Raw genomic sequence first — 21669 nt, forward strand, 5'->3', positions numbered from 1 at the left:
AGCGCTAAGTCTATAGAAGATAGTTCAGGGAGAAGGTATGGCGGGCGTGTTTCACCAATGTGGTCAAAGCATTTGCAAACGCACTAGAGACGAAATGGATGATCGTGCACGTATCATAGCACGTGCACTGGCTGAGCAAGGTGTGTGCGATAACGATGTGGTAGCTATTTTTATGCGAAACCATGTCGATATATTTGAAATAGTTGAGGCATGCCGATATGTGGGTTCGCGCTATGTTCTGCTTAATTGGCACAGCCCCGTTGCCGAACTTCTGCCTATTTTAGACGACTGCAGCGCTAAAGTGCTGTTCGCTCATCGCGATTTATTAAAGGGGGAGAATGACCGCCAAACCTTATTACAAGTTTCCACCTTGTCAGTGATATACACGATTAAAACGCCGGAAAGCATTTTAGAGCGCTATCATTTAACAGATAATTCACTGTTAGCATCAGAGGCGAAAACTGGGGAACAGTACCAGTGTCTTGATACGCTATTAGCTGCCCCAAACGCAACGCGCCACGATGAACCGCCAAAACGCTTTAAGGGCATGTTTCCCTACACATCTGGCAGCACCGGAAAACCCAAAGGTATTAAGCGAGATGAAGACCTAACGCGGCCAGACCCTTATTTAATATTTAAAGGGCTGTCTGAAGCGTTAATGCAGCTATCAATAGGTGATCGCTTTTTCGTCTCGGCACCGCTTTATCACAGTGCACCACACGCGCTTACGCTCTGCTGTTTAGCAGCGGGTAATATTGATGTATACATTGAGCCTCAATTCGACCCCGAACGCTTTTTACAAGACATAGAGCGGTTTAAGCTGACTCACGCCTATATTGTTCCCACTATGATGGTGAGGCTACTTAAACTGCCCGAGTCGATAAGAAGCAAATACGACACTTCAAGTTTGCGATTTGCCTTATCAACCGGGTCCGCACTGCCAAGCGATGTGAAAGAAGCAATGATTAACTGGTTTGGTCCAATTTTCTATGAATCTTATGGTGCTAGTGAATTAGGCTTTATGACCCTAATTTCATCTCAAGAAGCATTAGATAAGCCAAATTCTGTGGGTAAGCCCATTCCCGGTGCCGCGATTAAAATACTGAGCGACGATAAAGAGGAGTGCGAAGTAGGTGGTGTTGGCGTTATATATGCGCACCTTTCCATGTTCGCGCCATTCAAATATACCAATACTACGGGCACGCAAAGCGACTTACATGTTGGTGAATTCACGACATTAGGTGATATGGGTTATGTGGACGAAGATGGCTACTTATATATTTGCGATAGGAAAAAAGACATGATCATCTCAGGTGGCGCCAATATATTTCCTGCTGAAATAGAAAGCGTCATCATAGAAATGCCTGAAGTTGCAGACTGCGCGGTATTCGGTGTACCTGATGCTGAGTATGGCGAGAAAGTGGTGGTGGCTGTTGAATGCTCGCCCGACAATGCGCTTTCAATTGATGCGCTACACGGGTATTTAGATGGCAAACTAGCGCGGTTCAAGTGGCCTAAAATGTTGCAAATACTCGATGCCCTGCCCAGAGAAGATACGGGTAAAATATTTAAGAACAAACTTAGAGCTCACTTTTGTCAATAAAAGAAACCGCTAGAGCTATTTTGAAGGTTTTGTGAAGGTATAAATTAACGCTGGTCATGACCCTGTGCATTCGTGCTACATTGGTAATATTCCGAATAAGAGAGCTTAGACAAAGACGGCAAAAACGAATAAGAAGGGAAGTGGGAAACTACCTGTTTGTATACATAAGCCCAGAATTGAAACAGGCACTGCAACGCTTAAGTTTGGCTAATTTGAGTATGGCAATTGGCAGAGCAGACCACTTTACCATTCAAAATCGTTACCATAAGCCGCAACAACGCAAAGGGTAAACTATGAGAAGAGCAGTTATCACCGGTCTTGGTATCGTATCAAGCATCGGCGTAAATAAAGAAGACGTACTTGCTTCACTTAAAGCGGGTAAGTCTGGAATTACATTTTCAGAACAGTTCGCCGAAATGGGCCTTCGCAGCCAAGTTTGGGGCAACATCGACATCGATTTGAAAGACCATATTGACCGTAAAGCTATGCGCTTTATGGGCGATGCGGCAGGCTACGCATACGTAGCGATGCAACAAGCCATTGCAGACTCTGGTTTAGAAGAAAGCGACATTTCAAACGAGCGTACAGGTATTATTGCTGGCTCAGGTGGCGCCTCTTCTGAAAACCAAGTACTTTCTGCTGATATTCTTCGCGAAAAGGGCGTTAAGCGTGTTGGTCCATACATGGTTCCTCGCTGTATGGCATCTACGGTATCGGCTTGCTTAGCGACACCGTTTAAAATTCGCGGCGTGAACTATTCAATTGCTTCTGCGTGTGCAACTAGTGCCCACTGTATTGGTAATGCGCTAGAGCTTATTCAGCTTGGTAAGCAAGACGTAGTATTCGCCGGTGGCGGTGAAGAATTACATTGGTCACTATCAAGTCAATTCGACGCTATGGGCGCACTAAGCTCTAAATATAACGACAATCCTGCTGTGGCATCACGTACTTATGACGCAGCACGCGACGGCTTTGTAAGTTCAGGCGGCGGCGGTATGGTTGTTGTTGAAGAACTTGAGCACGCGCTTGCACGCGGCGCAAAAATCTACGGCGAAGTAGTAGGTTACGGCGCTACATCAGACGGTTTCGACATGGTTGCACCGTCGGGTGAAGGCGCAATTCGCTGTATGAAAATGGCAATGCAAAATATCGATGCGCCAATCGATTACTTGAATACCCACGGCACATCTACGCCTGTAGGTGACGTGAAGGAACTTGCGGCGATTCAAGAAGTGTTTGGCCAAGCGGGTGTGCCAATTAGTGCAACCAAGTCACTGACAGGCCACGCACTAGGAGCTGCGGGTGTAAACGAAGCTATATACAGCTTGTTGATGATGGAGAATAACTTTATTGCGCCATCAATTAACATCGACACACTGGACGACGCGGCACAAGGGCTAGATATTGTTACCCAAGCACGTGAAGCAACGTTAAACACAATTATGTCTAACAGTTTTGGTTTCGGCGGCACTAACGCAACGCTTGTTATGCAGCGTTATAACGGTTAATTAAAACCGCTTGAACCAGTAAGCTTTTTTAACTTCAGTTAAGAAGTTTCAAAGAAGACAAAAGGGCGTAAACCTGAGCACCGTGGGTGCTTGTGTTTACGCCCTTTTTGTATTGGTATTTTTTAAATAAAACCTGTGTTTTCAGAAGCGGCCGCTTAAGCGATTGTAATTGTGTGTTTTGTCCGTGAAGCAGAATGTCAAATTTTTATTAAGCGCAGTGTTTCGAGTGACGCTAAATTTGTCGTTTAACTAAGTGCTCTGAGTCATCTGTTAAACCTAACTTTCATTACCTAATTGGCAATCTTTGTCAATGTTTGCCATAATTTTAGGATGGTGAACATTCGGAAATAGACAATGGCAACTTTAAATGTGTCGCTTCCTGACGAAATGCGTGCGTGGATTGATGAACAAGTAAAAACTGGCAAATTTGCTAATGCTAGTGATTATATTCGCGATTTAGTGCGTCGCAATCAGAGTGAGCGAGAGGCAATTAGCTTAGCTCTCATAGAAGGTGAATTGAGTGGGAAAAGTGATAAGAATGTTATAGATATTATTCAAGTTAAGAAAACTCGAGCCTCAGAATGAATAAATATACCCTCTCCAATAAAGCAGAGGAAGTTATCTCCGGGATTTACGATTATTCAGCCAATATTCATGGCGTAACTCAAGCTGAAGCCTATCTTGTTGCCCTACACGAAGCTCTAGTCATTCTGGCGGAAAACCCTAGTATCGGTACTTCAGCTGAGGATATCAGAAAGACTTACTTTCAACTGCCAGTTCATAGGCACATGGTCTTCTATAAAAAAGTCGATGACGGCATTTTCGTCATTAGGGTACTTCATCAACAGATGAAATACTCTATACATCTATGCGATTGAAATACGGAGGAAAGACCCAGTAATGTGGCTGAAGCGTCAAGTCAAATAAACTGATAACGACTAAACAAGGTATCTGGCTCGGGAATAGTGATTTTCCCGTAATGCCGTTTTACCAAACCTTCTTGTTGAAGTTCACCTAATAACTGGTTCACCGTTTGCCTACTGCTATTTATCATTTGCGCTAAAGACTCTTGCGAAAGGGTAAGTGTAATCGCGTTGTGTTTGGGCAAATGTTGACCGTAACTGGTGGTAAGCATTAAAAGCCGTTTTACCAGCTGGTGCTTAAGGCTAAGCCCTGCGCTTGAGTCAATAAACTGAAACGCACTGCGCACTCGCGTGCATAAAAGGCGAGTAAAATGCGGGTAGAGTTCAGGGAACTGTTCAAGCAGTGCTTTAAACGCGTTCTTTTGAATAATCGCTACCGTGCAATTTGTCTCGCAGAAGTTGTCGTGAGTACGGGGGAGGTCGTCAAACATCGATATCTCACCAAACCAGGTGCCGGGGCCCAGTAGCGCAAATAGCATCTCTCGACCATCTACGCCCACAGTGACAACTCTTAAACGGCCCTCGCATACACCATAGAAACCGACACCGTCTTCACCTTTGGCATGCAGTTGCTGCCCGGCTTTTAGGTGTTTTAGGCGCATCTTGTCGAACATGGCTTCCTGCAAATAGGGTGGGATCGCGCCAAACCAAGTAGAGCTAGCGAGAACAGGTTTAAACTTTTCCATTTAACAAATTTCTTACAATGTCGTATATCCGACAGTGTATAGCAATTACTGCGCGTAATGTAGGCGGTAAGAAAAAGTAAGTGGAAGTTTCATTGAAACGCTCAAGGTATCGAGCCTTCCACCTAGGGCTCACCCGCCTCAAATGAAATTAATTTGTACGTTAAAAGAGTAAAGCTATGACAGATTCAGTAAAGTCGAAAGTTAGCAGTGAAGAATGGCAAACCCGTGTTGATCTTGCCGCATGTTATCGCGCAGTTGCTATGTATGGTTGGGACGACCTCATTTTTACTCACATTTCTGCTCGTGTTCCTGGGCCTGACCATCATTTCTTGATTAATCCCTACGGTTTAATGTTTGATGAAGTTACGGCATCAAGCTTGGTTAAAGTTGATCTTCACGGTAACAAAGTAATGGAAAGTGAATACGACATTAACCCAGCAGGTTTTACTATTCATAGCGCCGTTCATGAGGCTAGAGACGATGCAAAGTGCGTGTTGCATTTGCATACAGCAGAAGGTGTGGCGGTATCCATTTTAGAAAAAGGACTGCAGCCTTACTCGCAACAGTCGCTTTTTCCGCTGGCGTCGCTTTCCTATCATGCCTACGAAGGCGTGGCGCTAAACCCAGAAGAAAAAGTGCGATTGGTTCGCGACCTTGGCGATACCCAATTTATGATTTTGCGCAATCACGGGCTTTTAACCTGTGCAGACAATATTCCCGATGCTTTCTTGTTTATGTTTATTATGCAGCGCGCCTGTGAAATTCAGTTAAAAGCGCAGGCCACAGGCAAACCGCTTATTCCAATTCATTCGGCAATTCTAGATGGCATTCGAATGCAGGCCGATCAAGTCACCCGGCAGGCTGGTGGTTCGTTAGCATGGCCGGGTATTAAACGACGCGTTGAACGCCGTTTCCCTGGTTACGACAAGTAACTATTTAAAGTTAACGTTATCCAATACCACGTTCGCAAAGGATGAAGTGGACAAAAAACGTGAGCTAAAGCGGTTTGCTCTAAGCGTTCCCGTTTTAAAGGATTGTATGAACTTCGGCCGTCTCTTTAATGTTGCGGCCAAACGTGCATCAAAATGACGTAAATTAAACGAATCACCGATAAGATAAATCAAGGGCGCTGGGTTACTAAAAGCCTAAGTTAAGGTACACTTAGCGCCATGAAAATACTTCTTGAAGATACCATTCCGTTTGGCACCGATTACCTTAATAGCGTAGGTGAGATTGAAACCTATGCGTGGCAATCTCTTGTGCCTGAAATGCTGCGCGATGTAGATATTCTTGCGCTACGTTCTACCACCAAGGTTACCCCTGAACTGCTGACCAGCGCTAACAAGCTTAAGTTTGTTACTACGGCAACGGCGGGGACCAATCATCTAGATAAAACGCATTTAGATAGCGTGGGTATTATGCATAGCAGTGCAGCAGGCTGTAATGCCGTAGCGGTTGCCGAGTACGTGTTGAGTGTTTTGCTGCACGCGCAAAAAGCCCAAAAGCTCGATTTATATAATGCGACAGTGGGAATAGTAGGTGCTGGTAATGTGGGAACTGCATTATCAAGAATTTTAATGGCAATTGGCGTTAAACACTGTCTGTATGACCCACCGCTACAGCAAGCGCTAGCAAAATCTGGTAAGAAGGAGCATAACGGTCAGTCATTTGTAGACTTAGCGCAAATAGCAAAGTGCGATGTTATCTCGCTTCACGTGCCTTTTATTAAAGGCGGCGAATATCCTACATATCAGATGATAGACGAAGTGTTTCTGGAAGGATTAACGTCAAACCAGCTGCTTATAAATGCGTGCCGGGGTGAGGTTATTGATGAAGTGGCACTACTTAGCGTACTTCAAGGGGAAAAAGCGCCAACGGTGGTACTCGACGTATTCGATAATGAGCCTGCCATAAATACAGCATTATTTGACTATGTTTGGTTCGTTACACCACATATCGCGGGGCACTCTGTAGAAGGCAAAGTGCGCGGTACGCAAATGATTTACGAGCAAATTTGTGACGTAGTGGGCAAAGCCCCAGACAAAGTGCTTAGCGACTTTTTAGAGAAAACCAATCCGATCAAAGTTGCGTTAAACTCGCCTGAGGCGGTGCGGTTGTCGGTTGAGGATCTCATTGCCGTATTCCACAATGTGTATGATGTAGCTATTGACGATGAGATAACGCGAAACGCGTTTGCGTCAGGCCATAATGAAACGCCAGAGACACACATAGCAAATACGTTCTCTACATTGCGCAAGCAATACAGAGTGCGTCGCGAGTGCAGCGCCTATGCGTTACACTTGCCAAAAAACACCAGTAAGCAAATCCAAGACACATTCACCAAACTGGGCTTTCACGTAAGTCTGGTTTAGTTATTTTAATATTAGGAGCATAAAGCATTATGTCGCAAGCGTTTGACGTAGCGGTACTTGGCGCCACAGGTCTAGTGGGCCAAACCATGATTGAACTATTAGAAGAGCGAGACTTTCCGGTAAACCGTTTGTATCCTCTTGCCAGTAAACGTTCAGCAGGTAGTACCGTGTCGTTTAAAGGCGAAGACATTGAAGTATTAGATGCTGATGATTTCGACTGGTCATTAGTGCAATTTGGCTTTTTCTCAGCTGGAGGCAGCATTTCTGCAAAATTTGCTCCGCTAGCGGCAGAGGAAGGCTGTATTGTTATCGACAATACTTCAGAGTTTCGTTACGAGCCAGATATCCCACTTGTGGTGCCAGAAGTTAACGCCCATGCACTGGCAGAATTTCGCAATAGAAACATTATTGCGAACCCAAATTGCTCAACCATTCAAATGTTGGTTGCACTTAAACCTATTCAAGACGCTGTTGGTATTGACCGTATTAACGTGTGCACATACCAGTCAGTTTCTGGTGCCGGTAAAGAAGCCATGGAAGAACTGGCTAAACAAACCGCAGGTTTGCTAAACGCACGTGAAGTAAAGCCAGAGTCGTTTAGTCGCCAAATTGCCTTTAACGTTATCCCTCAAATCGACGTATTCCAAGACAACGACTACACCAAAGAAGAAATGAAAATGCTGTGGGAAACCCAAAAAATTATGGGCGATCAAAGCATTTTGGTAAACGCCACGGCTGTGCGCGTACCGGTTTTCTATGGTCATGCTGAAGCTATTCACCTTGAAACGCGTTCGCCAATAGATGCGCAGCATGTTAAAGAGCTTTTAGCCGATGCGCCAGGCGTAACAGTTTACGACGGTAATGAGCAATTCCCAACGCAAGTAAGCAGCGCTAGTGGCAACGACATTGTGCATGTGGGGCGTATCAGGAATGATATTACTCATCCGTGTGGTTTAAATTTGTGGGTGGTGTCTGACAACATTCGCAAGGGTGCAGCGACAAACAGCATTCAAATTGCTGAGACACTCATTCGCGACTACTTGTAAGTATTCTACAGAGGTTCCGCCTCTGATTAATCGGATAAGCACAGGAAAAGGTAAACATTTTTCTGTGCTTGCCGATACGCAATGAAAGGGGCATTACCCGTTGCAATGAAGTGGCACTATTCAATGGGATAGAAAGACAGCACTCGAAGCTACTGAATGGCCGTTTTTAGCGAAAATTTGAGCATTAGAGCGCTTCAATACTACTGTCTAACTAGATCACCCTTAATAACTGGTTTATAGTTTGTAAAGTTAGGAATAGAACAACGTTAAAAACAATACTCAGTCAGACACTTAGGCGAACGGTAAGAACTCTATAAAGCGCGAATAAATCTTACTGCTAAGTTCAAAAAGACTGTAAAACGCTGGCTTGATTATTAATGGTTTCAAGGTGGCTTAAGAATAAAAATAAAAGCCAATATTTTCTTCCGTACTGATTGGCTAGAAAATCCGCCCATACGTCTCGGGTGGTAAAGACGCTTGAGGGCATATAGGACTGCTATGAAATTGCATTTGACGGGCTTACTTTTACTAACACTTTGTTTGTCTAGCCCTATTATCACTGTTGATGCACAAGAACGCGCTACCTTCTTAAAAGGTCCCAAAGACGCAACTGATCAGTATTCGGGCCTGGAATATGGGCCCATCGACGCCAACGATACCCTGTGGCGCATTGCTGAGCGCTATCGCCAAAACAATAACCTGAGCGTATATCAGGTTATGACCGCCATTTACGAGCTCAATCCAAACGCATTTGAAAACGGCAATTTAAATTTATTAGTTGATGGTGCGGTATTAAAGTTACCATCAGAGCGGTATATCGCCAGAATTGATAAGCAAAAAGCCCAGATGCGCGCTGAGCAGGATGATAGAACATTTGCTGAAATGCTTAATAAACCTGGCAGTAGCGTAAGAAACATCAAGCCCGCATCGCCTCTAGTAAATCAACAAGACTTAACGCAAACCCAAACTGATATTGAGCAGAAAATCACTCGCTTGGATCAGGAACAAACCCGACAATTCGACGAACTGCGTATGCAGTTTGCTGCCTCACTGGAAAATGTTGAAGCGATTCTTAACGAAAACAGACGCTTGTACGAGCGTGTTGAGGCCGTTAATGGCGAACTAGAAACCTTGCGTGGGCAAGTCGAAGGCGACGTCAAGAGCCAGCTTGATATGCAAGTGGCACTTCAGCAAGAATTGCTCGACATGATCAAGGCCGAGCAAGCGCAGCGCGAAGCAGAAAAGCAGTCTTCGTTTTTGAGCCCACTTACCAGCCCTCTGAGCCTAATTATTGGCTCGGCAATTCTGTCACTATTGTTAGTTGGTGGCCTCATCATGTGGCTGCTTAAACGCAACAGTAAGCCTGAAGAAGCGCCTGCGGCTGCTCCTACTATTACAGCTGACAACGATGACGTGCCGGTACCTGACTCTGACATAGGCGATCTTTCAAGTGCACTAGCCTCTGACTTTGATGATAAAGCAGAGTTGTCAGATGACGATTTATTTAATGACGACGACTTGCTCGATGACGTACTTACCTCAGATTTAGAAGAAAGCCTAGATGATGAGCTAGAAACCTTCGCCGACCTTGAAGACGATATGTTGGTGCCAGACGATGGTAGTGATGACTTGTTTGAAGCTGGCGATGATGAGCTTGATCAAAGTGAACTAGATAGCCTGTTCGATGACGATGACCTGTCAGATAAAGTATTAAACGAAAACGACGCTGACGACCTTGAAGGCTTCGACCTTTCGGGGGATGACGACATCTTTGATGAAGATGCTGAAGAAAGCGAGCCAGAGACGGCGGTTGCTGAAGAGCCTGCATCGGCAGATGACGATGATTTTGACATTGACGACTTACTCGATAATGTTCAAAGCCAAGATACAACAGAATCTGAAAGTGACGAGCTAGATGAGGCGGGCGACGTAGACCCTGACGATATCCTTGCCGAGGTCAACGGAGCTGCAGAATCTGAAAATGTTGACGAAGACGATATCGACGCGTTGCTTGCTAGTTCGGTTGATTCATTGCCTGACACCGAAGAAGACGACGGTTTAGAAAGCGTTGCATCATTGCCGAGCGTAGAAGATGAAGACGATAAGCCTGAAATCAGTATTGACGATTTGCTAGAAGAACATGGCGTTGATGCAGGCCTTACCGATGAGCTAGACAGCAACGATGACCTTATTAATGAGGATATGCTGAGCAAGCTAGATGATGAAATTAATCAGCAAAACAAAGAAATAGATAAAATCACCGACGATTTGCTAAACGAAATTGAGCAAATCGAAATGATGGGTGGTCTAGGCGACGAATATGACGAAGACGAAGATGACATTGAAGAAGAAATAACTACTTCTTCGCCGTCGCCGCAGTCTATCCAGAGTCTTGATGCCATTACTGATGATTTGGACGAAATTGTCACCGACGAAATCGAAACTAACGCGGACTTCAGTGACCCTCTTTCCGATGAGCTTATTGCAGAGTTACAGGCGGAAGATGAGCTTGCTGAAGAGCCCTCAGCGGATCAATTGACCTCAGCAGAGCAAGAGCATTTAGAGGATGAAAATAACTCGGCTGATGACGAGGCTGAAGAAAATGACCCAAGCGCATTACCTTCTGATAATGATGAAGACGGTGACTTTGACGACCCGTTTACCGACGAGTTACTTGCAGAACTAGAAGCAGAATTGGAAGGTGAGCCTGAAGTTAGCCCCGAACCTCATGATGAAGATTTGAACCTTGATGATGCCGAAAGCGAAGAAAACGACGATGATTTTAGCGACCCGCTAACTGACGAGTTGCTTGCTGAATTAGAAGCTGAGGAGTCTAAAGGCAGTGAAGATGTAGATCTGCTAACAGACGAGCTACTTTCTGAACTTGAATCTGAAATAGAATCTGATGATGAAACAGACGCAGAGTTTGAACCTGAACTAGAGATTGAGCCTGAATTAGAGGCGGAACTTGAGTCTGAGCCGGAGCCGGAATCAGAGCTAGAGTTTGAAGCTGAGTCTGAGCTTGAATCTGAATTAGAACAGGATATCGATTCTGAAACAGAACAAGACCAAGAGCCAGAAGACAAAGTTGAACCTGAAGCCGACTCGGAAGATGAAGTAGAGCTAGAGGCGGAAGCCGAAGGTGAAACGGAGTCAGAACTAGATTTAGAGCCAGAGTTTGGCACTGAAGTAGAAACAGAACAAGACGCTGAGACTGAGTCTGAATTAGAAGCGGACCTCGAATCTGAGCCAGCGCCGGAGTCAGAGCTTGAATTTGAAGCTGAGCCTGAGCTTGAACCTGAATTAGAACAGGATATCGATTCTGAAACAGAACAAGACCAGGAACCAGGAGAAAAAGCTGAACCTGAAACTGAAGCTGAACCTGAAGCCGACTTGGAAGATGAACTAGAGCTAGAGGCGGAAGCCGAAGGTGAAACGGAGTCAGAACTAGATTTAGAGCCAGAGTTTGGCACTGAAGTAGAAACAGAACAAGACGCTGAGATTGAGCCGGAATTAGAAGCGGAACTTGAGTCTGAGCCAGAGCCGGAATCAGAGCTAGAATTTGAAGCTGAGCCTGAGCTTGAACCTGAATTAGAGCAGGATATCGATTCTGAAACAGAACAGGACCACAAAGCAGAAGATAAAGCTGAACCTGAAGCCGACTTGGAAAATGAACTAGAGCTAGAGGCGGAAGCCGAAGGTGAAACGGAGTCAGAACTAGATTCAGAGCCAGAATTTGGCACTGAAGTAGAAGCAGAACAAGACGCTGAGATTGAGCCTGAATTAGAAGCGGAATTTGAGTCTGAGCCGGAGCCGGAATCAGAGCTAGAGTTTGAAGCTGAGTCTGAGCTTGAACCTGAATTAGAACAGGATATCGATTCTGAAACAGAACAAGACCAGGAACCAGAAGAAAAAGCTGAACCTGAAGCCGACTTGGAAGATGAACTAGAGCTAGAACCTGAAGCCGAGACAGAACTAGAGCCAGAAACTGACGTAGCGCCAGATTCCGAAACCGTTGATGAAGACGCCGAAGCAAGAGCGGAGGAAACGTCAGACGATCCACTAGATGACGCTATTGAAGCGTTTGAAAGGCAAATGATGGATGATATCCCTTCGTTCAGTCAGATGGATACGGAAGAGCCCTCAGCGCAGGAAAAGCCTTTAGCGGGAGAAGAGCCCTCAGCGCGGGAAAAGCCTTCGGCGCCAACAGAGCAATCGGAAGATGCTTCAGCAGAAGACAGTGATGAATACGACGACAGCCTTCTAAACGCTGCTTATGACGAAATAGAAAGCTTTGAATTAGAGCAAGAAATTGACGGCGTAGTAGACGGTGAAGATGAAGAGTTATTATCAAAATCTGACGCTGACGAAGATTCAAGTTCACCTGAAACAGCTGATTCAAACCAGCGCGACTCAGATGAGAATAAAGAAGACTTTAACGAACTTGACGATGTTCCAGGCCTTGACGACTGGCTGTCTGCTTCCGGTGACGATGACCATGTAGACGACAACGAGATTCTTGACGATCTTGACAGTGCGGAATTCGATGAGCTTCTTCAAAGTCTTGAGTCAGACGCTATTGTTGATACAAGTGATGTCGACACCAGTGAAATTGAAAGTGATGACGACGGTCAGGATCCAGAAGCATCTTCAGCAGAGAGTGAAGATACTTTCGAACTTGAGCAGGAAGATGATGAAGCCACATTCGAGTTAGAAGAGAGTGACGACAACCTTGGATTCGACGAAAGCGATGATACGTTTGAACTAGACGAAGAAGATGAAACCTTTGAGCTAGGTGAAGACGGCGCTTTTGAGTCTGAGCAAGAAGACGACGATGATACTTTCGCCATTGAAGAAGATGATTCGGAACTTGCATTAGACGACCTTGAAATTCCAGACGATGTGGAATTGGATATTGCCACACCAACTGAAATTGAAGAGGACGAACAAGACGCTCAATCCGCTGAGACTGAAAAGGCTCAAGAGGATGACCTTAAACTCGATAACCCTGATTTAGATCTCGCTGCCTTACTTAGTGATGTCGACGGGGAAAGTGATGCTCAAACGCCTCCAGACGACTTCCTTGATGTAGAGGCTTTGATGGACGATGGCGATGATGCAGACGCTATTGACCCGGATAGCCAAGCACTAGATCTTGATGTGAGTTTATCTGACTTCACAGGTGTATCTGATGAAGACACGGTGATTGATATAGATAAAGACGCAGGACAAAACGCTAACTTGGATTTGGCTCGTGCCTATATTGAAATGGACGATGTAGACGCTGCGAAAGAGTTACTTGAAGAAGTGATGGAAGAGGGTAGCGAAGAACAAAAACAGGAAGCAGCAGCGATTTTAGCGAATATTGCCTAAGTAATCTTTACGGACACGCATAATAGATTGTTCGCTAGACGTAATGAACGGCCCGTATATTTAAAAGATATACAGGCCGTTTTTGTTTTAGGCGATGTACATTCATTTTCTATGAGCGAAAAGGGTTTTGCGTATTAGCAGCATTGCATGTTGCAAGCGACATGACTACACTTAGCGCCTTTTCAGAAACGGGGTAAAACAGATATGGGGCGAATTGCCTTAGGGATTGAATACGACGGTGCTGCTGTATACGGATGGCAACGCCAACGTGAAGTACCAAGTGTTCAAGAACATCTTGAAAAGGCACTATCGACAGTAGCCAACCAACCCATTGAAGTGCAATGCGCTGGACGTACCGATGCTGGTGTACACGCTACTGGGCAAGTAGTTCACTTTAACTGCGATGCGCCACGCTCAGAGCGCGCTTGGACACTCGGTGTTAATGCGAACCTACCAAATTCTGTTGCGGTTACTTGGGCAAAGAACGTCAGTGATGACTTCCATGCGCGTTTTTCTGCTACCCATCGCCGCTATCGTTACGTAATTCATAATGCGAAAATGCGTCCTGCTATTCTCCATTCCGGTGTAACCCATATTCACCGCGAATTAGACGAGAAAAAAATGCATGTTGCCGCACAAGCATTGTTAGGCGAGCAAGACTTTACCTCGTTCCGCGCAGCGCTTTGCCAAAGTAAAACGCCATTTCGCAACGTTACTGATGTAAGCGTATATCGCCAAGGGCGATACGTTATCATTGATATTCGAGCCAATGCTTTCTTGCATCATATGGTTCGCAATATCACGGGCGCGCTTGTTGAGATTGGGGCAGGGGAGCAAGACGTAAATTGGATAGCTCACTTGTTAAGCCTGAAAGACAGAAGTAAATCTGCAGCCACGGCGAAGCCAAATGGGTTGTACTTGGTCGACGTCACTTACCCTGACGAGCATGGTTTGCCTAAGCCGCCTTTAGGACCACTATTCCTTCCAGAAGCCTAATCTATCTACCTTCGCCTTTAAATTTTTCAATCTGAGTTAGCTGCACATCGCCTAGCAGTTAACTCAGGTTGTATTGAAGCGTGTATCTTCAAATCATCCCTTGCCAACTTCTAAGACCAGTTTTGTTTTTTCCATTTCGTTGTATTGTGGTCTAATAGCGCGCTATATTAGGTAGCTGTTCTATTGTGTTACGTATTTTTTCTTTGTAATACAGTATGAAACTTAAAAAATTAATGTATTGTTGACCACAAGTATGAACAAACATCAATCGTCATGGTCGGCAAACAAAAAAACAAAGGATTCAATTTCCATGAGCTGGATTCAAAAAATTCTTCCTCGCACGCAAACATCAACCAAAGGTAACGTACCAGAAGGTATCTGGACGAAGTGTGGTTCATGCCAAGCAGTGCTGTATAAGAGCGAACTGGAAAAACTTCAGGAAGTTTGCCCTAAATGTGACCATCACATGCGTATTACGGCACGCCGCCGTATCGATGCGTTCCTAGATGATGGCGATCGCGTTGAGTTAGGTGCAGAGCACGAGCCGCAAGACGTACTTAAATTTAAAGACTCTAAACGTTATAAAGATCGCATTGTTGCCGCACAAAAGGCGACAAACGAAAAAGACGCACTAGTGGTAATGCAGGGCAAGCTAAAAGGTATGCCGGTAGTGGTTGCGTGTTTTGAGTTTGCGTTTATGGGCGGCTCAATGGCATCGGTTGTAGGCGCTCGCTTCGTTGCTGCTGTTAATGCATGTTTAGAAAACGATATGCCGCTTATTTGCTTTAGTGCAAGTGGTGGTGCACGTATGCAAGAAGCATTGATGTCGCTAATGCAAATGGCTAAAACATCTGCAGCGCTTGCTAAAATGAGCAAGAAAGGCCTGCCTTATATCAGCGTGCTTACCGACCCTACAATGGGCGGTGTATCTGCAAGCTTGGCAATGCTTGGTGACGTAAACGTAGCCGAGCCAAAAGCGCTTATCGGCTTTGCAGGTCCTCGCGTAATCGAACAAACAGTAAGAGAAAAGCTGCCTGAAGGTTTCCAACGCAGTGAGTTCCTTGTTGAGAAAGGTGCAATTGATATGATTGTTGACCGCAGAGATATGCGTGATAGATTACACAGCCTGTTGGTTAAGTTGCATTATAAGAATTAGTGAATAACGAAAACAATCTAAATACTGGCTCAGCGCCACACGCAGAAAACGCCTCAGCGTCTTCATCTTCGCAAAAAAGCCTGAGCCAGTGGTTATCCTACCTAGAATCTATTCATCCTAGCGCCATCGATATGGGGCTAGACAGAGTGAAAGAAGTGGCCAATGCCATGGCACTTTCACTCAGCCAGTCTTTGGTTATTACTGTAGCAGGCACAAACGGTAAAGGCACAACGTGCCGCTTACTTGAGCAGGCCATGCTTTCGCAAGGCAAAAGTGTTGCGGTATACAGTTCACCCCATTTAACCGACTATCGTGAACGCGTGCGTTACAACGGCGAATTACCGCCTGCCGATGAATTTGTAAATGCATTTGAGTTTGTTGAAAGCGCGCGAAAAGACACGGGTGGCGAACCTATTACTCTAACTTACTTTGAGTTCGGTACACTGGCTGCCATGAAAATGATGCAGTCATGGGCTGTTGATGTGGTCATTCTTGAAGTAGGCCTAGGCGGACGTTTGGATGCCACCAACATTATTGACCCCAATCTGGCTGTTATTACGACTATCGATCTTGACCATCAAGATTGGCTTGGTAATACCCGCGAAAAAATTGCTCGGGAAAAAGCGGGCATTATGCGCAAAAGCGGCAATGCAGTAGTTGGTGAGCTGTTTCCTCCATCATCGCTTTACGATGTGGCTAACGAGCTACAAGCTAACGTACGTTGGGCTACACAAGATTTCGAAACAGTGGTAGCAAGTGATTACAGTGAGTGGAGCTGGAAAGGGAAGAGCAATAGTTATACGTCGCTACCTTATCCTAAAATTCCACTTCAAAATGCGAGTACAGCGTTGGCCGCGCTGGAGCTACTAGATTTGCTGCCCGAAGAAAGCGTGGTAAGAGATATTATTGAGAACACCACCATGCCGGGGCGCCAGCAGACTATCAGTGATTCCCCGTTAGTAGTTGTAGACGTTGCCCATAATCCACAAGCGACGACAGCTATGCAAGATTGGCTAAACCGTTACGATGTAAGCCAAATGCGCGTTGTGGTGGGCATGCTAAAAGATAAGTCTATTGCAGAGACCTTAGCGCCACTGGCGACACTTAATGCCAAGTGGTACGTAGCGTCAACGAGTGGTCCTCGGGGCTGCAAGGCAGAAGTACTTGAAAATGCACTTGTTAATGCCGGCACAACCATAGAGAATATAGACACGTTTCAGGACGTGACCTCGGCATATCAGCGCGCGCTTGCAGATTATCAAACTGGTGAACTTATTCTCGTTTTTGGTTCTTTTGTTACCGTCGCAGACGTGCTTGCTGAGCAAAACTAACACGCGCATTGTAGAGTAAAACCGTGTATTCAAGCAGGAGAGCACAGTGACATCGGCATTAAAGAATAGACTGGTGGGGACAATTATTGTTGTCGCCCTAGCGGTAATCTTTTTACCAGACTTTCTTGATGGCAAAAAGCAAACAAACAGAGAACCTTTTGTCTCTGTACCTGCTAATCCGCCTAAAAAGCCCATCGTAGAGCCAGAATCTTTTCCATCAGAGCGCGTGGCGAAAGCTGCGGTGCCAGCGGTTGAAATTCAAGATGAAACGGCATTAGATGATGATCTGGATTCTTCTGGCGCAGGGGAAAGTGGTCGTGCAGGTGAAGCCACTACCGCAAAAGCGCCAGCGGTGAAAACCTTTGAAGAAGAGGACAATCTAGCAAGCCAAACGGTGGTTAATACAAAAAGTGCCGCAGACGATGACGCTGGTTGGGTTATTCAACTTGGCAGCTTCCGACACGAGAAAAACGTGAAGGCACTGCTGACGAAACTGGAAAAGGCTGGGTATCGTGCGTTTAGTCGCAAAATTCAGACCAGTTCTGGCCCGCTTAATAAAGTTTTCGTTGGCCCGGATTTAGACAAGAAGAAACTGGAATCGGCACTACCTCACTTAAAGGAACTCACGAGTCTTAAAGGTAAGGTCACTACGTTCAAAGTTGAATAGTGCGCATTGTTCCTGGTGCTTGTCGAATTAAGCACGGACAGAGCAACAGGGATTGGTATTACAGACTAGTAATATTTTTATCTTCTGTTAGAATGCGCGCCATCTCGCCAAAGGCTCGTTGCTTTACGATAAAAAGCAACATCAACGCAATAAAGAGACGATGAACTGGGTAGACTTTTCCATACTGGGTATCATTGCGGTATCTACCTTAATAAGCCTGATCAGAGGGTTTGTTAAAGAAGCCATCTCGTTAGTGGTATGGTTTGCTGCACTCTTTATTTCAAGCAACTTCTACGCTGACCTCGCCGTTTACTTCACAGCCATTGACGATCCTTACTTAAAAAACGGTGCTGCAATTGCAGCATTGTTTGTCACCACGCTCATTCTTGGCGGCATGATCAATTACGTGATTAGCCAATTGGTTCAGGCAACTGGGCTGTCTGGAACAGATAGGGCCCTCGGTATAGTTTTTGGCGCACTGCGTGGCGTGCTTATAGTTAGCGCATTGCTCTTTTTTATGGATACCTTTACTGGTGCAGCTTCCTCAGATTGGTGGCAAGCATCGGTACTCATTCCAGAGTTTGGTGTCATCATTGAGTGGTTTTTCAGCTATGTGAAAGACTCCTCCAGTTTCTTAAATCCCGCTTGAAATAGGTAACGCACATGTGTGGTATAGTCGGAATAGTTGGTAAAACGCCCGTAGCTCAGTCACTGTACGACGGTCTAACGGTTATTCAACACCGTGGACAGGATGCCGCAGGCATAATGACTATCGACCAAAATATGTTTAATTTGCGTAAGGCAAATGGTTTGGTTCGAGATGTTTTCCATACGCGTCATATGAAGAGGCTGTCTGGCAACATGGGTATTGGCCATGTTCGCTATCCTACCGCGGGTACATCAAGCTCTGCAGAGGCGCAACCGTTTTATGTGAACTCGCCGTTTGGTATTGCCTTTGCTCATAACGGCAACCTCACCAACGCCCATGAGCTACAGGAAGAAGTATTCCGCATTGCACGCCGCCACATCAACACCACCTCAGATTCAGAATTATTGCTTAACATTCTTGCGCATGAACTGCAGCAGGTAGCAGGTTTAAGCGTAAGTGCCGAACACATTTTTGAAGTGGTAACGAAAGTTCATAAGAAAATTCGTGGTGCCTACGCAGTCGTTGCGGCGATCATCGGCCAAGGTATTGTAGCGTTTCGCGACCCGCACGGTATTCGTCCTCTAGCACTCGGTAAGCGTATGAGCGAGCTGGGTGAGGAATGGATGGTGGCATCTGAAAGCGTGGCGCTTGATGCTGTTGGCTTCCAGTTTGTGCGCGATGTAATGCCAGGTGAAGCGGTATTTATTACCGAGGAGGGTCAACTGCACACCAGACAGTGCGCCGAGAATCCAGTAACCTCTCCGTGTATCTTTGAGTTTGTTTACTTTGCTCGCCCAGATAGCTTTATAGATGGCATTTCAGTTTATGCATCGCGTGTAAACATGGGCCGTAAGCTAGGTGAAAAAATTAAGCGCGAATGGGCAGATCTGGATATCGACGTGGTTATTCCTATTCCTGAAACGTCGATGGACGTGGCGCTTCAAATCGCGAACACACTGGATTTGCCATATCGCCAAGGCTTCGTTAAAAACCGCTACATTGGTCGTACTTTCATTATGCCTGGCCAAACCATGCGTAAAAAATCAGTACGCCGTAAGCTAAACGCAATCTCATCTGAGTTCAAAGGTAAGAGTGTACTACTTGTCGATGACTCTATCGTGCGCGGTACTACATCAGGTCAAATCATTGAGATGGCGCGTGAGTCAGGTGCGAAGAAAGTATACTTTGCGTCAGCTGCTCCAGAAATTCGTTTCCCAAATGTGTATGGTATTGATATGCCATCGGCAAACGAACTGATTGCTTATGGTCGTGAAATCGATCAAATTGCAGAGCTTATCCAAGCAGATGGCCTTATCTTCCAAGACATTTCTGACTTGGTGGATGCCGTTCGCGAAGAGAACGAAACCATTCAGCGTTTTGAAACGTCAGTGTTTGATGGTAACTATATTACTGCGGATATCGACCAAGAGTACCTTGAGCGAATTGATATGTCGCGCGGTGAAGCGTCAAGAAAAGCGCCAGTGGTACAAGCAGAGCTTAGCAATCTTGATGTGCATAACATTGATGCCGCTGATTAATGTAAGACGCTCTTTGATATAACAAAAAGCCGCTTTTTAAAGCGGCTTTTTTAATGTTTTATTTCAATGAAAGAGGCTAGTGAACAAATACCGGTCCGCCGGACAGTCCCCACACCAATACCGAACCTGTCATTAGAATAACGAGCAATACTAGCCCACATGTCACTACCGAGCTTGAGTAAATGAACCCTTTATCTTCTGGCATATGCATCAAAATTGGCACGCCAGAGTAGAGCAGGTATACCGAATAGCTAATACCGACTAACAGCGCCGTCATCACTACCCAGAGTTCTGGGTAAAGACCTGCGAAGCCCACCATAAACAACGGTGTAGCCGTGTAGGCCGCAAGTTCCAGCGACTGCGTATAAGTTGGCGTCGCATCAAACGCTTTAGCCAACTCATGAATAAGTACAGCCAATGCGACCACGCCTGCAATTAAGCCAAAATACATGCCTATACCCATCATTATGGCGGTATTTTCGCTAAGGCGAATTATGTCACCTGCGCCGATACTCCAGCCAGTATGGGCACTGGAATAATAGGCCACGAGTGAAGGAATGAGAGATATAAAAGCGATATGGGTAAGCGCGTAAAAATAGGTTTCGTGTTTGGTATCAATGGTTTGCCACTCTTCTTTTGGATGAGTGTAAATACCAATTAAATGATTCAAAATCATAAAGTCCTGCCTTGTTCACCAACGTTATTATTTTAAAAAATATTGTTGTGAGGCAGGGAGAACACACGGACTAACCGTAAAACCAAGGAGACACAAACATAGCGCAAAGCGCTAAACACTGCCGTTAACAATATGTTTACAAATTGAGTGTGCAGCAGAATGACTAAGCCGTCAATATAAATTGATTAATTTATAAACGGATGCAAAGCGTTAACTTTAGCGTGGTGCACCTGAGTGGAAACGCAATTCGTCATCGTCGCTTTCAATCAGCGATTTTTCAACGCTTCCGAAGTGGGCAACGCGCTCTGAAATATCGGTTTTAGCGATTTGCCCAGCCAGCGTTAGGTAGTCTTCAAAGTGTCTGGCCTCAGAGCGCAACAGCGACACATAGAACTTGCCTAAATTTTCGGAAACATACGGCGCAAGTTTGGCAAAGCGTTCACAGGAGCGCGCTTCAATGTAGGCACCACAAATGAGCTTGTCGACAAGCTTTTCAGGTTCGTAAGTGCGTACGTGACGCAACAAGCCATTGGCGTAACGACTGGATGTTACCGACTTATATTCAAACCCCAACTCGTGCATAATTTCTAGCACTTGGTAAAAATGATGAAGCTCTTCTTTAATTAGCATGACCATTTTATCAAGCATGTCTTTTTTAAAAGGGTCTAGCCCTTCAGTGTTAAATACATTTTTGGAAAGGTGCTTAGTATTAAGCGATTGCCAATCGCCTTCGTGGCGGTAAGTGAAGTCTTCGTAAGGTTTCAACCAGCCCAGCAATACCTTACTGGTTTCCTCATCGGCTACATAGCGGCGAAGTAGGTACATAGCCGACTGAGCCGCTTTAAGCTCGCAAATTAGGTGGTCAGTAAGGATAACGCGAAGGTTTTCCTCTTTCTGCGCTTCGTCTATCCACGACTGTGGCGTCTCGCAATGTAAAAAGGCATTGATTGGTGAAAGTAGAGACGTGACTTCAGAAGTGGAAATTACAGACATGTTGAAACTCAATTTTAAGTGCTACGGTTTTTCAGTTACATTTGAATTTGGCTGCTGCCAACGCTAGTTTCGGCAGTTTCGGTTTATAAAAGCACAAAATTCAGCGTATCTGAATTGAACCGCAATTTTACTTGATACCTACAAGCCCTTAC

General features: G+C 45.3%; 17 protein-coding genes. 14 read left to right on the forward strand and 3 right to left on the reverse strand.

The genetic code is table 11. The features are described 5' to 3' along the window. Window positions 1-37 precede the first annotated feature (37 nt). The 4 genes from NO989_RS06885 to NO989_RS06900 all read left to right on the forward strand — a co-directional run bounded on the left by NO989_RS06885 (window position 38) and on the right by NO989_RS06900 (window position 3989). Window positions 38-1603 carry an AMP-binding protein gene (locus NO989_RS06885; RefSeq protein WP_371342301.1) on the forward strand — a complete coding sequence of 522 codons (1566 nt, stop codon included), beginning with the start codon at window positions 38-40 and terminating at the stop codon, window positions 1601-1603. Window positions 1604-1896: 293 nt separating this feature from the next. Then, entirely contained in the window at window positions 1897-3111 is a 1215-nt protein-coding gene (gene fabB / locus NO989_RS06890; protein ID WP_014949953.1) for a beta-ketoacyl-ACP synthase I, read from the forward strand. A gap of 354 nt (window positions 3112-3465) precedes the next feature. Then, window positions 3466-3696 carry a type II toxin-antitoxin system ParD family antitoxin gene (locus NO989_RS06895; RefSeq protein ID WP_371342302.1) on the forward strand — a complete coding sequence of 77 codons (231 nt, stop codon included), beginning with the start codon at window positions 3466-3468 and terminating at the stop codon, window positions 3694-3696. Next, window positions 3693-3989 (forward strand): type II toxin-antitoxin system RelE/ParE family toxin, encoded by a 297-nt coding sequence (locus tag NO989_RS06900; RefSeq protein WP_014976887.1) that lies wholly within the window; start codon window positions 3693-3695, stop codon window positions 3987-3989. Before NO989_RS06895 ends, NO989_RS06900 begins: the two co-directional genes overlap by 4 nt. 41 nt (window positions 3990-4030) lie before the next feature. Here the strand turns inward: NO989_RS06900 and NO989_RS06905 are convergent, their stop codons facing one another. Beyond that, complete coding sequence (locus NO989_RS06905) at window positions 4031-4720, reverse strand: Crp/Fnr family transcriptional regulator (RefSeq protein WP_014949951.1); 690 nt, start codon at window positions 4718-4720, stop codon at window positions 4031-4033. Between the two features lie 176 nt (window positions 4721-4896). On the opposite strand from NO989_RS06905, the gene NO989_RS06910 reads away from it, so the two are divergent. The 10 genes from NO989_RS06910 to purF all read left to right on the forward strand — a co-directional run bounded on the left by NO989_RS06910 (window position 4897) and on the right by purF (window position 19848). Continuing rightward, window positions 4897-5652: a class II aldolase/adducin family protein gene (locus tag NO989_RS06910; RefSeq protein WP_014976886.1), complete on the forward strand. Its 756-nt coding sequence runs from the start codon at window positions 4897-4899 to the stop codon at window positions 5650-5652. A 237-nt stretch (window positions 5653-5889) separates the two neighbouring features. After that, window positions 5890-7092 (forward strand): 4-phosphoerythronate dehydrogenase, encoded by a 1203-nt coding sequence (locus NO989_RS06915; protein ID WP_014976885.1) that lies wholly within the window; start codon window positions 5890-5892, stop codon window positions 7090-7092. Window positions 7093-7121: 29 nt separating this feature from the next. Continuing rightward, a complete protein-coding gene (locus NO989_RS06920) occupies window positions 7122-8138 on the forward strand; it encodes an aspartate-semialdehyde dehydrogenase (RefSeq protein WP_014979671.1) in 1017 nt (338 codons plus the stop codon). A 498-nt stretch (window positions 8139-8636) separates the two neighbouring features. Further along, window positions 8637-13511: a FimV/HubP family polar landmark protein gene (locus NO989_RS06925; protein WP_371342303.1), complete on the forward strand. Its 4875-nt coding sequence runs from the start codon at window positions 8637-8639 to the stop codon at window positions 13509-13511. Window positions 13512-13715: 204 nt separating this feature from the next. After that, window positions 13716-14507 carry a tRNA pseudouridine(38-40) synthase TruA gene (truA, locus tag NO989_RS06930; protein WP_014998803.1) on the forward strand — a complete coding sequence of 264 codons (792 nt, stop codon included), beginning with the start codon at window positions 13716-13718 and terminating at the stop codon, window positions 14505-14507. A gap of 310 nt (window positions 14508-14817) precedes the next feature. Beyond that, window positions 14818-15663, forward strand: coding sequence for an acetyl-CoA carboxylase, carboxyltransferase subunit beta (gene accD, locus NO989_RS06935; protein WP_014949945.1), 846 nt, complete (start codon window positions 14818-14820; stop codon window positions 15661-15663). Continuing rightward, window positions 15663-16994 (forward strand): bifunctional tetrahydrofolate synthase/dihydrofolate synthase, encoded by a 1332-nt coding sequence (folC, locus tag NO989_RS06940; RefSeq protein ID WP_281715892.1) that lies wholly within the window; start codon window positions 15663-15665, stop codon window positions 16992-16994. The genes accD and folC overlap by 1 nt, the downstream gene beginning before the upstream one ends. A 46-nt stretch (window positions 16995-17040) precedes the next feature. Beyond that, on the forward strand, window positions 17041-17661 hold the full coding sequence (locus NO989_RS06945; RefSeq protein WP_014976881.1) for an SPOR domain-containing protein: 621 nt from the start codon (window positions 17041-17043) through the stop codon (window positions 17659-17661). A 160-nt stretch (window positions 17662-17821) separates the two neighbouring features. Then, the gene (locus tag NO989_RS06950; protein WP_014949942.1) at window positions 17822-18310 is read left to right on the forward strand and encodes a CvpA family protein; all 489 of its coding nucleotides are present in this window, start codon (window positions 17822-17824) and stop codon (window positions 18308-18310) included. 14 nt (window positions 18311-18324) lie between these two features. Continuing rightward, on the forward strand, window positions 18325-19848 hold the full coding sequence (gene purF, locus NO989_RS06955; protein WP_014949941.1) for an amidophosphoribosyltransferase: 1524 nt from the start codon (window positions 18325-18327) through the stop codon (window positions 19846-19848). 76 nt (window positions 19849-19924) lie between these two features. Here the strand turns inward: purF and NO989_RS06960 are convergent, their stop codons facing one another. Beyond that, a complete protein-coding gene (locus NO989_RS06960; RefSeq protein WP_014949940.1) occupies window positions 19925-20524 on the reverse strand; it encodes a Yip1 family protein in 600 nt (199 codons plus the stop codon). A gap of 216 nt (window positions 20525-20740) precedes the next feature. Continuing rightward, window positions 20741-21517: a tRNA-(ms[2]io[6]A)-hydroxylase gene (locus NO989_RS06965; protein WP_014976880.1), complete on the reverse strand. Its 777-nt coding sequence runs from the start codon at window positions 21515-21517 to the stop codon at window positions 20741-20743. Window positions 21518-21669 lie beyond the last annotated feature (152 nt).

Origin of the sequence: Alteromonas sp. DY56-G5, from assembly GCF_041414725.1 — a bacterium.
Taxonomy (GTDB): domain Bacteria; phylum Pseudomonadota; class Gammaproteobacteria; order Enterobacterales; family Alteromonadaceae; genus Alteromonas; species Alteromonas macleodii.

Excerpts from the sequence above, each read along its gene's own strand:
- NO989_RS06900 (WP_014976887.1), top strand. The coding sequence starts at position 3,693 with ATGAATAAATATACCCTCTCCAATAAAGCAGAGGAAGTTATCTCCGGG.
- fabB (WP_014949953.1), top strand. The coding sequence starts at position 1,897 with ATGAGAAGAGCAGTTATCACCGGTCTTGGTATCGTATCAAGCATCGGC.
- accD (WP_014949945.1), top strand. The coding sequence starts at position 14,818 with ATGAGCTGGATTCAAAAAATTCTTCCTCGCACGCAAACATCAACCAAA.
- NO989_RS06905 (WP_014949951.1), bottom strand. The coding sequence starts at position 4,720 with ATGGAAAAGTTTAAACCTGTTCTCGCTAGCTCTACTTGGTTTGGCGCG.
- NO989_RS06920 (WP_014979671.1), top strand. The coding sequence starts at position 7,122 with ATGTCGCAAGCGTTTGACGTAGCGGTACTTGGCGCCACAGGTCTAGTG.
- purF (WP_014949941.1), top strand. The coding sequence starts at position 18,325 with ATGTGTGGTATAGTCGGAATAGTTGGTAAAACGCCCGTAGCTCAGTCA.
- NO989_RS06885 (WP_371342301.1), top strand. The coding sequence starts at position 38 with ATGGCGGGCGTGTTTCACCAATGTGGTCAAAGCATTTGCAAACGCACT.
- truA (WP_014998803.1), top strand. The coding sequence starts at position 13,716 with ATGGGGCGAATTGCCTTAGGGATTGAATACGACGGTGCTGCTGTATAC.
- NO989_RS06925 (WP_371342303.1), top strand. The coding sequence starts at position 8,637 with ATGAAATTGCATTTGACGGGCTTACTTTTACTAACACTTTGTTTGTCT.
- NO989_RS06965 (WP_014976880.1), bottom strand. The coding sequence starts at position 21,517 with ATGTCTGTAATTTCCACTTCTGAAGTCACGTCTCTACTTTCACCAATC.
- NO989_RS06895 (WP_371342302.1), top strand. The coding sequence starts at position 3,466 with ATGGCAACTTTAAATGTGTCGCTTCCTGACGAAATGCGTGCGTGGATT.
- NO989_RS06915 (WP_014976885.1), top strand. The coding sequence starts at position 5,890 with ATGAAAATACTTCTTGAAGATACCATTCCGTTTGGCACCGATTACCTT.
- NO989_RS06910 (WP_014976886.1), top strand. The coding sequence starts at position 4,897 with ATGACAGATTCAGTAAAGTCGAAAGTTAGCAGTGAAGAATGGCAAACC.
- NO989_RS06960 (WP_014949940.1), bottom strand. The coding sequence starts at position 20,524 with ATGATTTTGAATCATTTAATTGGTATTTACACTCATCCAAAAGAAGAG.
- NO989_RS06950 (WP_014949942.1), top strand. The coding sequence starts at position 17,822 with ATGAACTGGGTAGACTTTTCCATACTGGGTATCATTGCGGTATCTACC.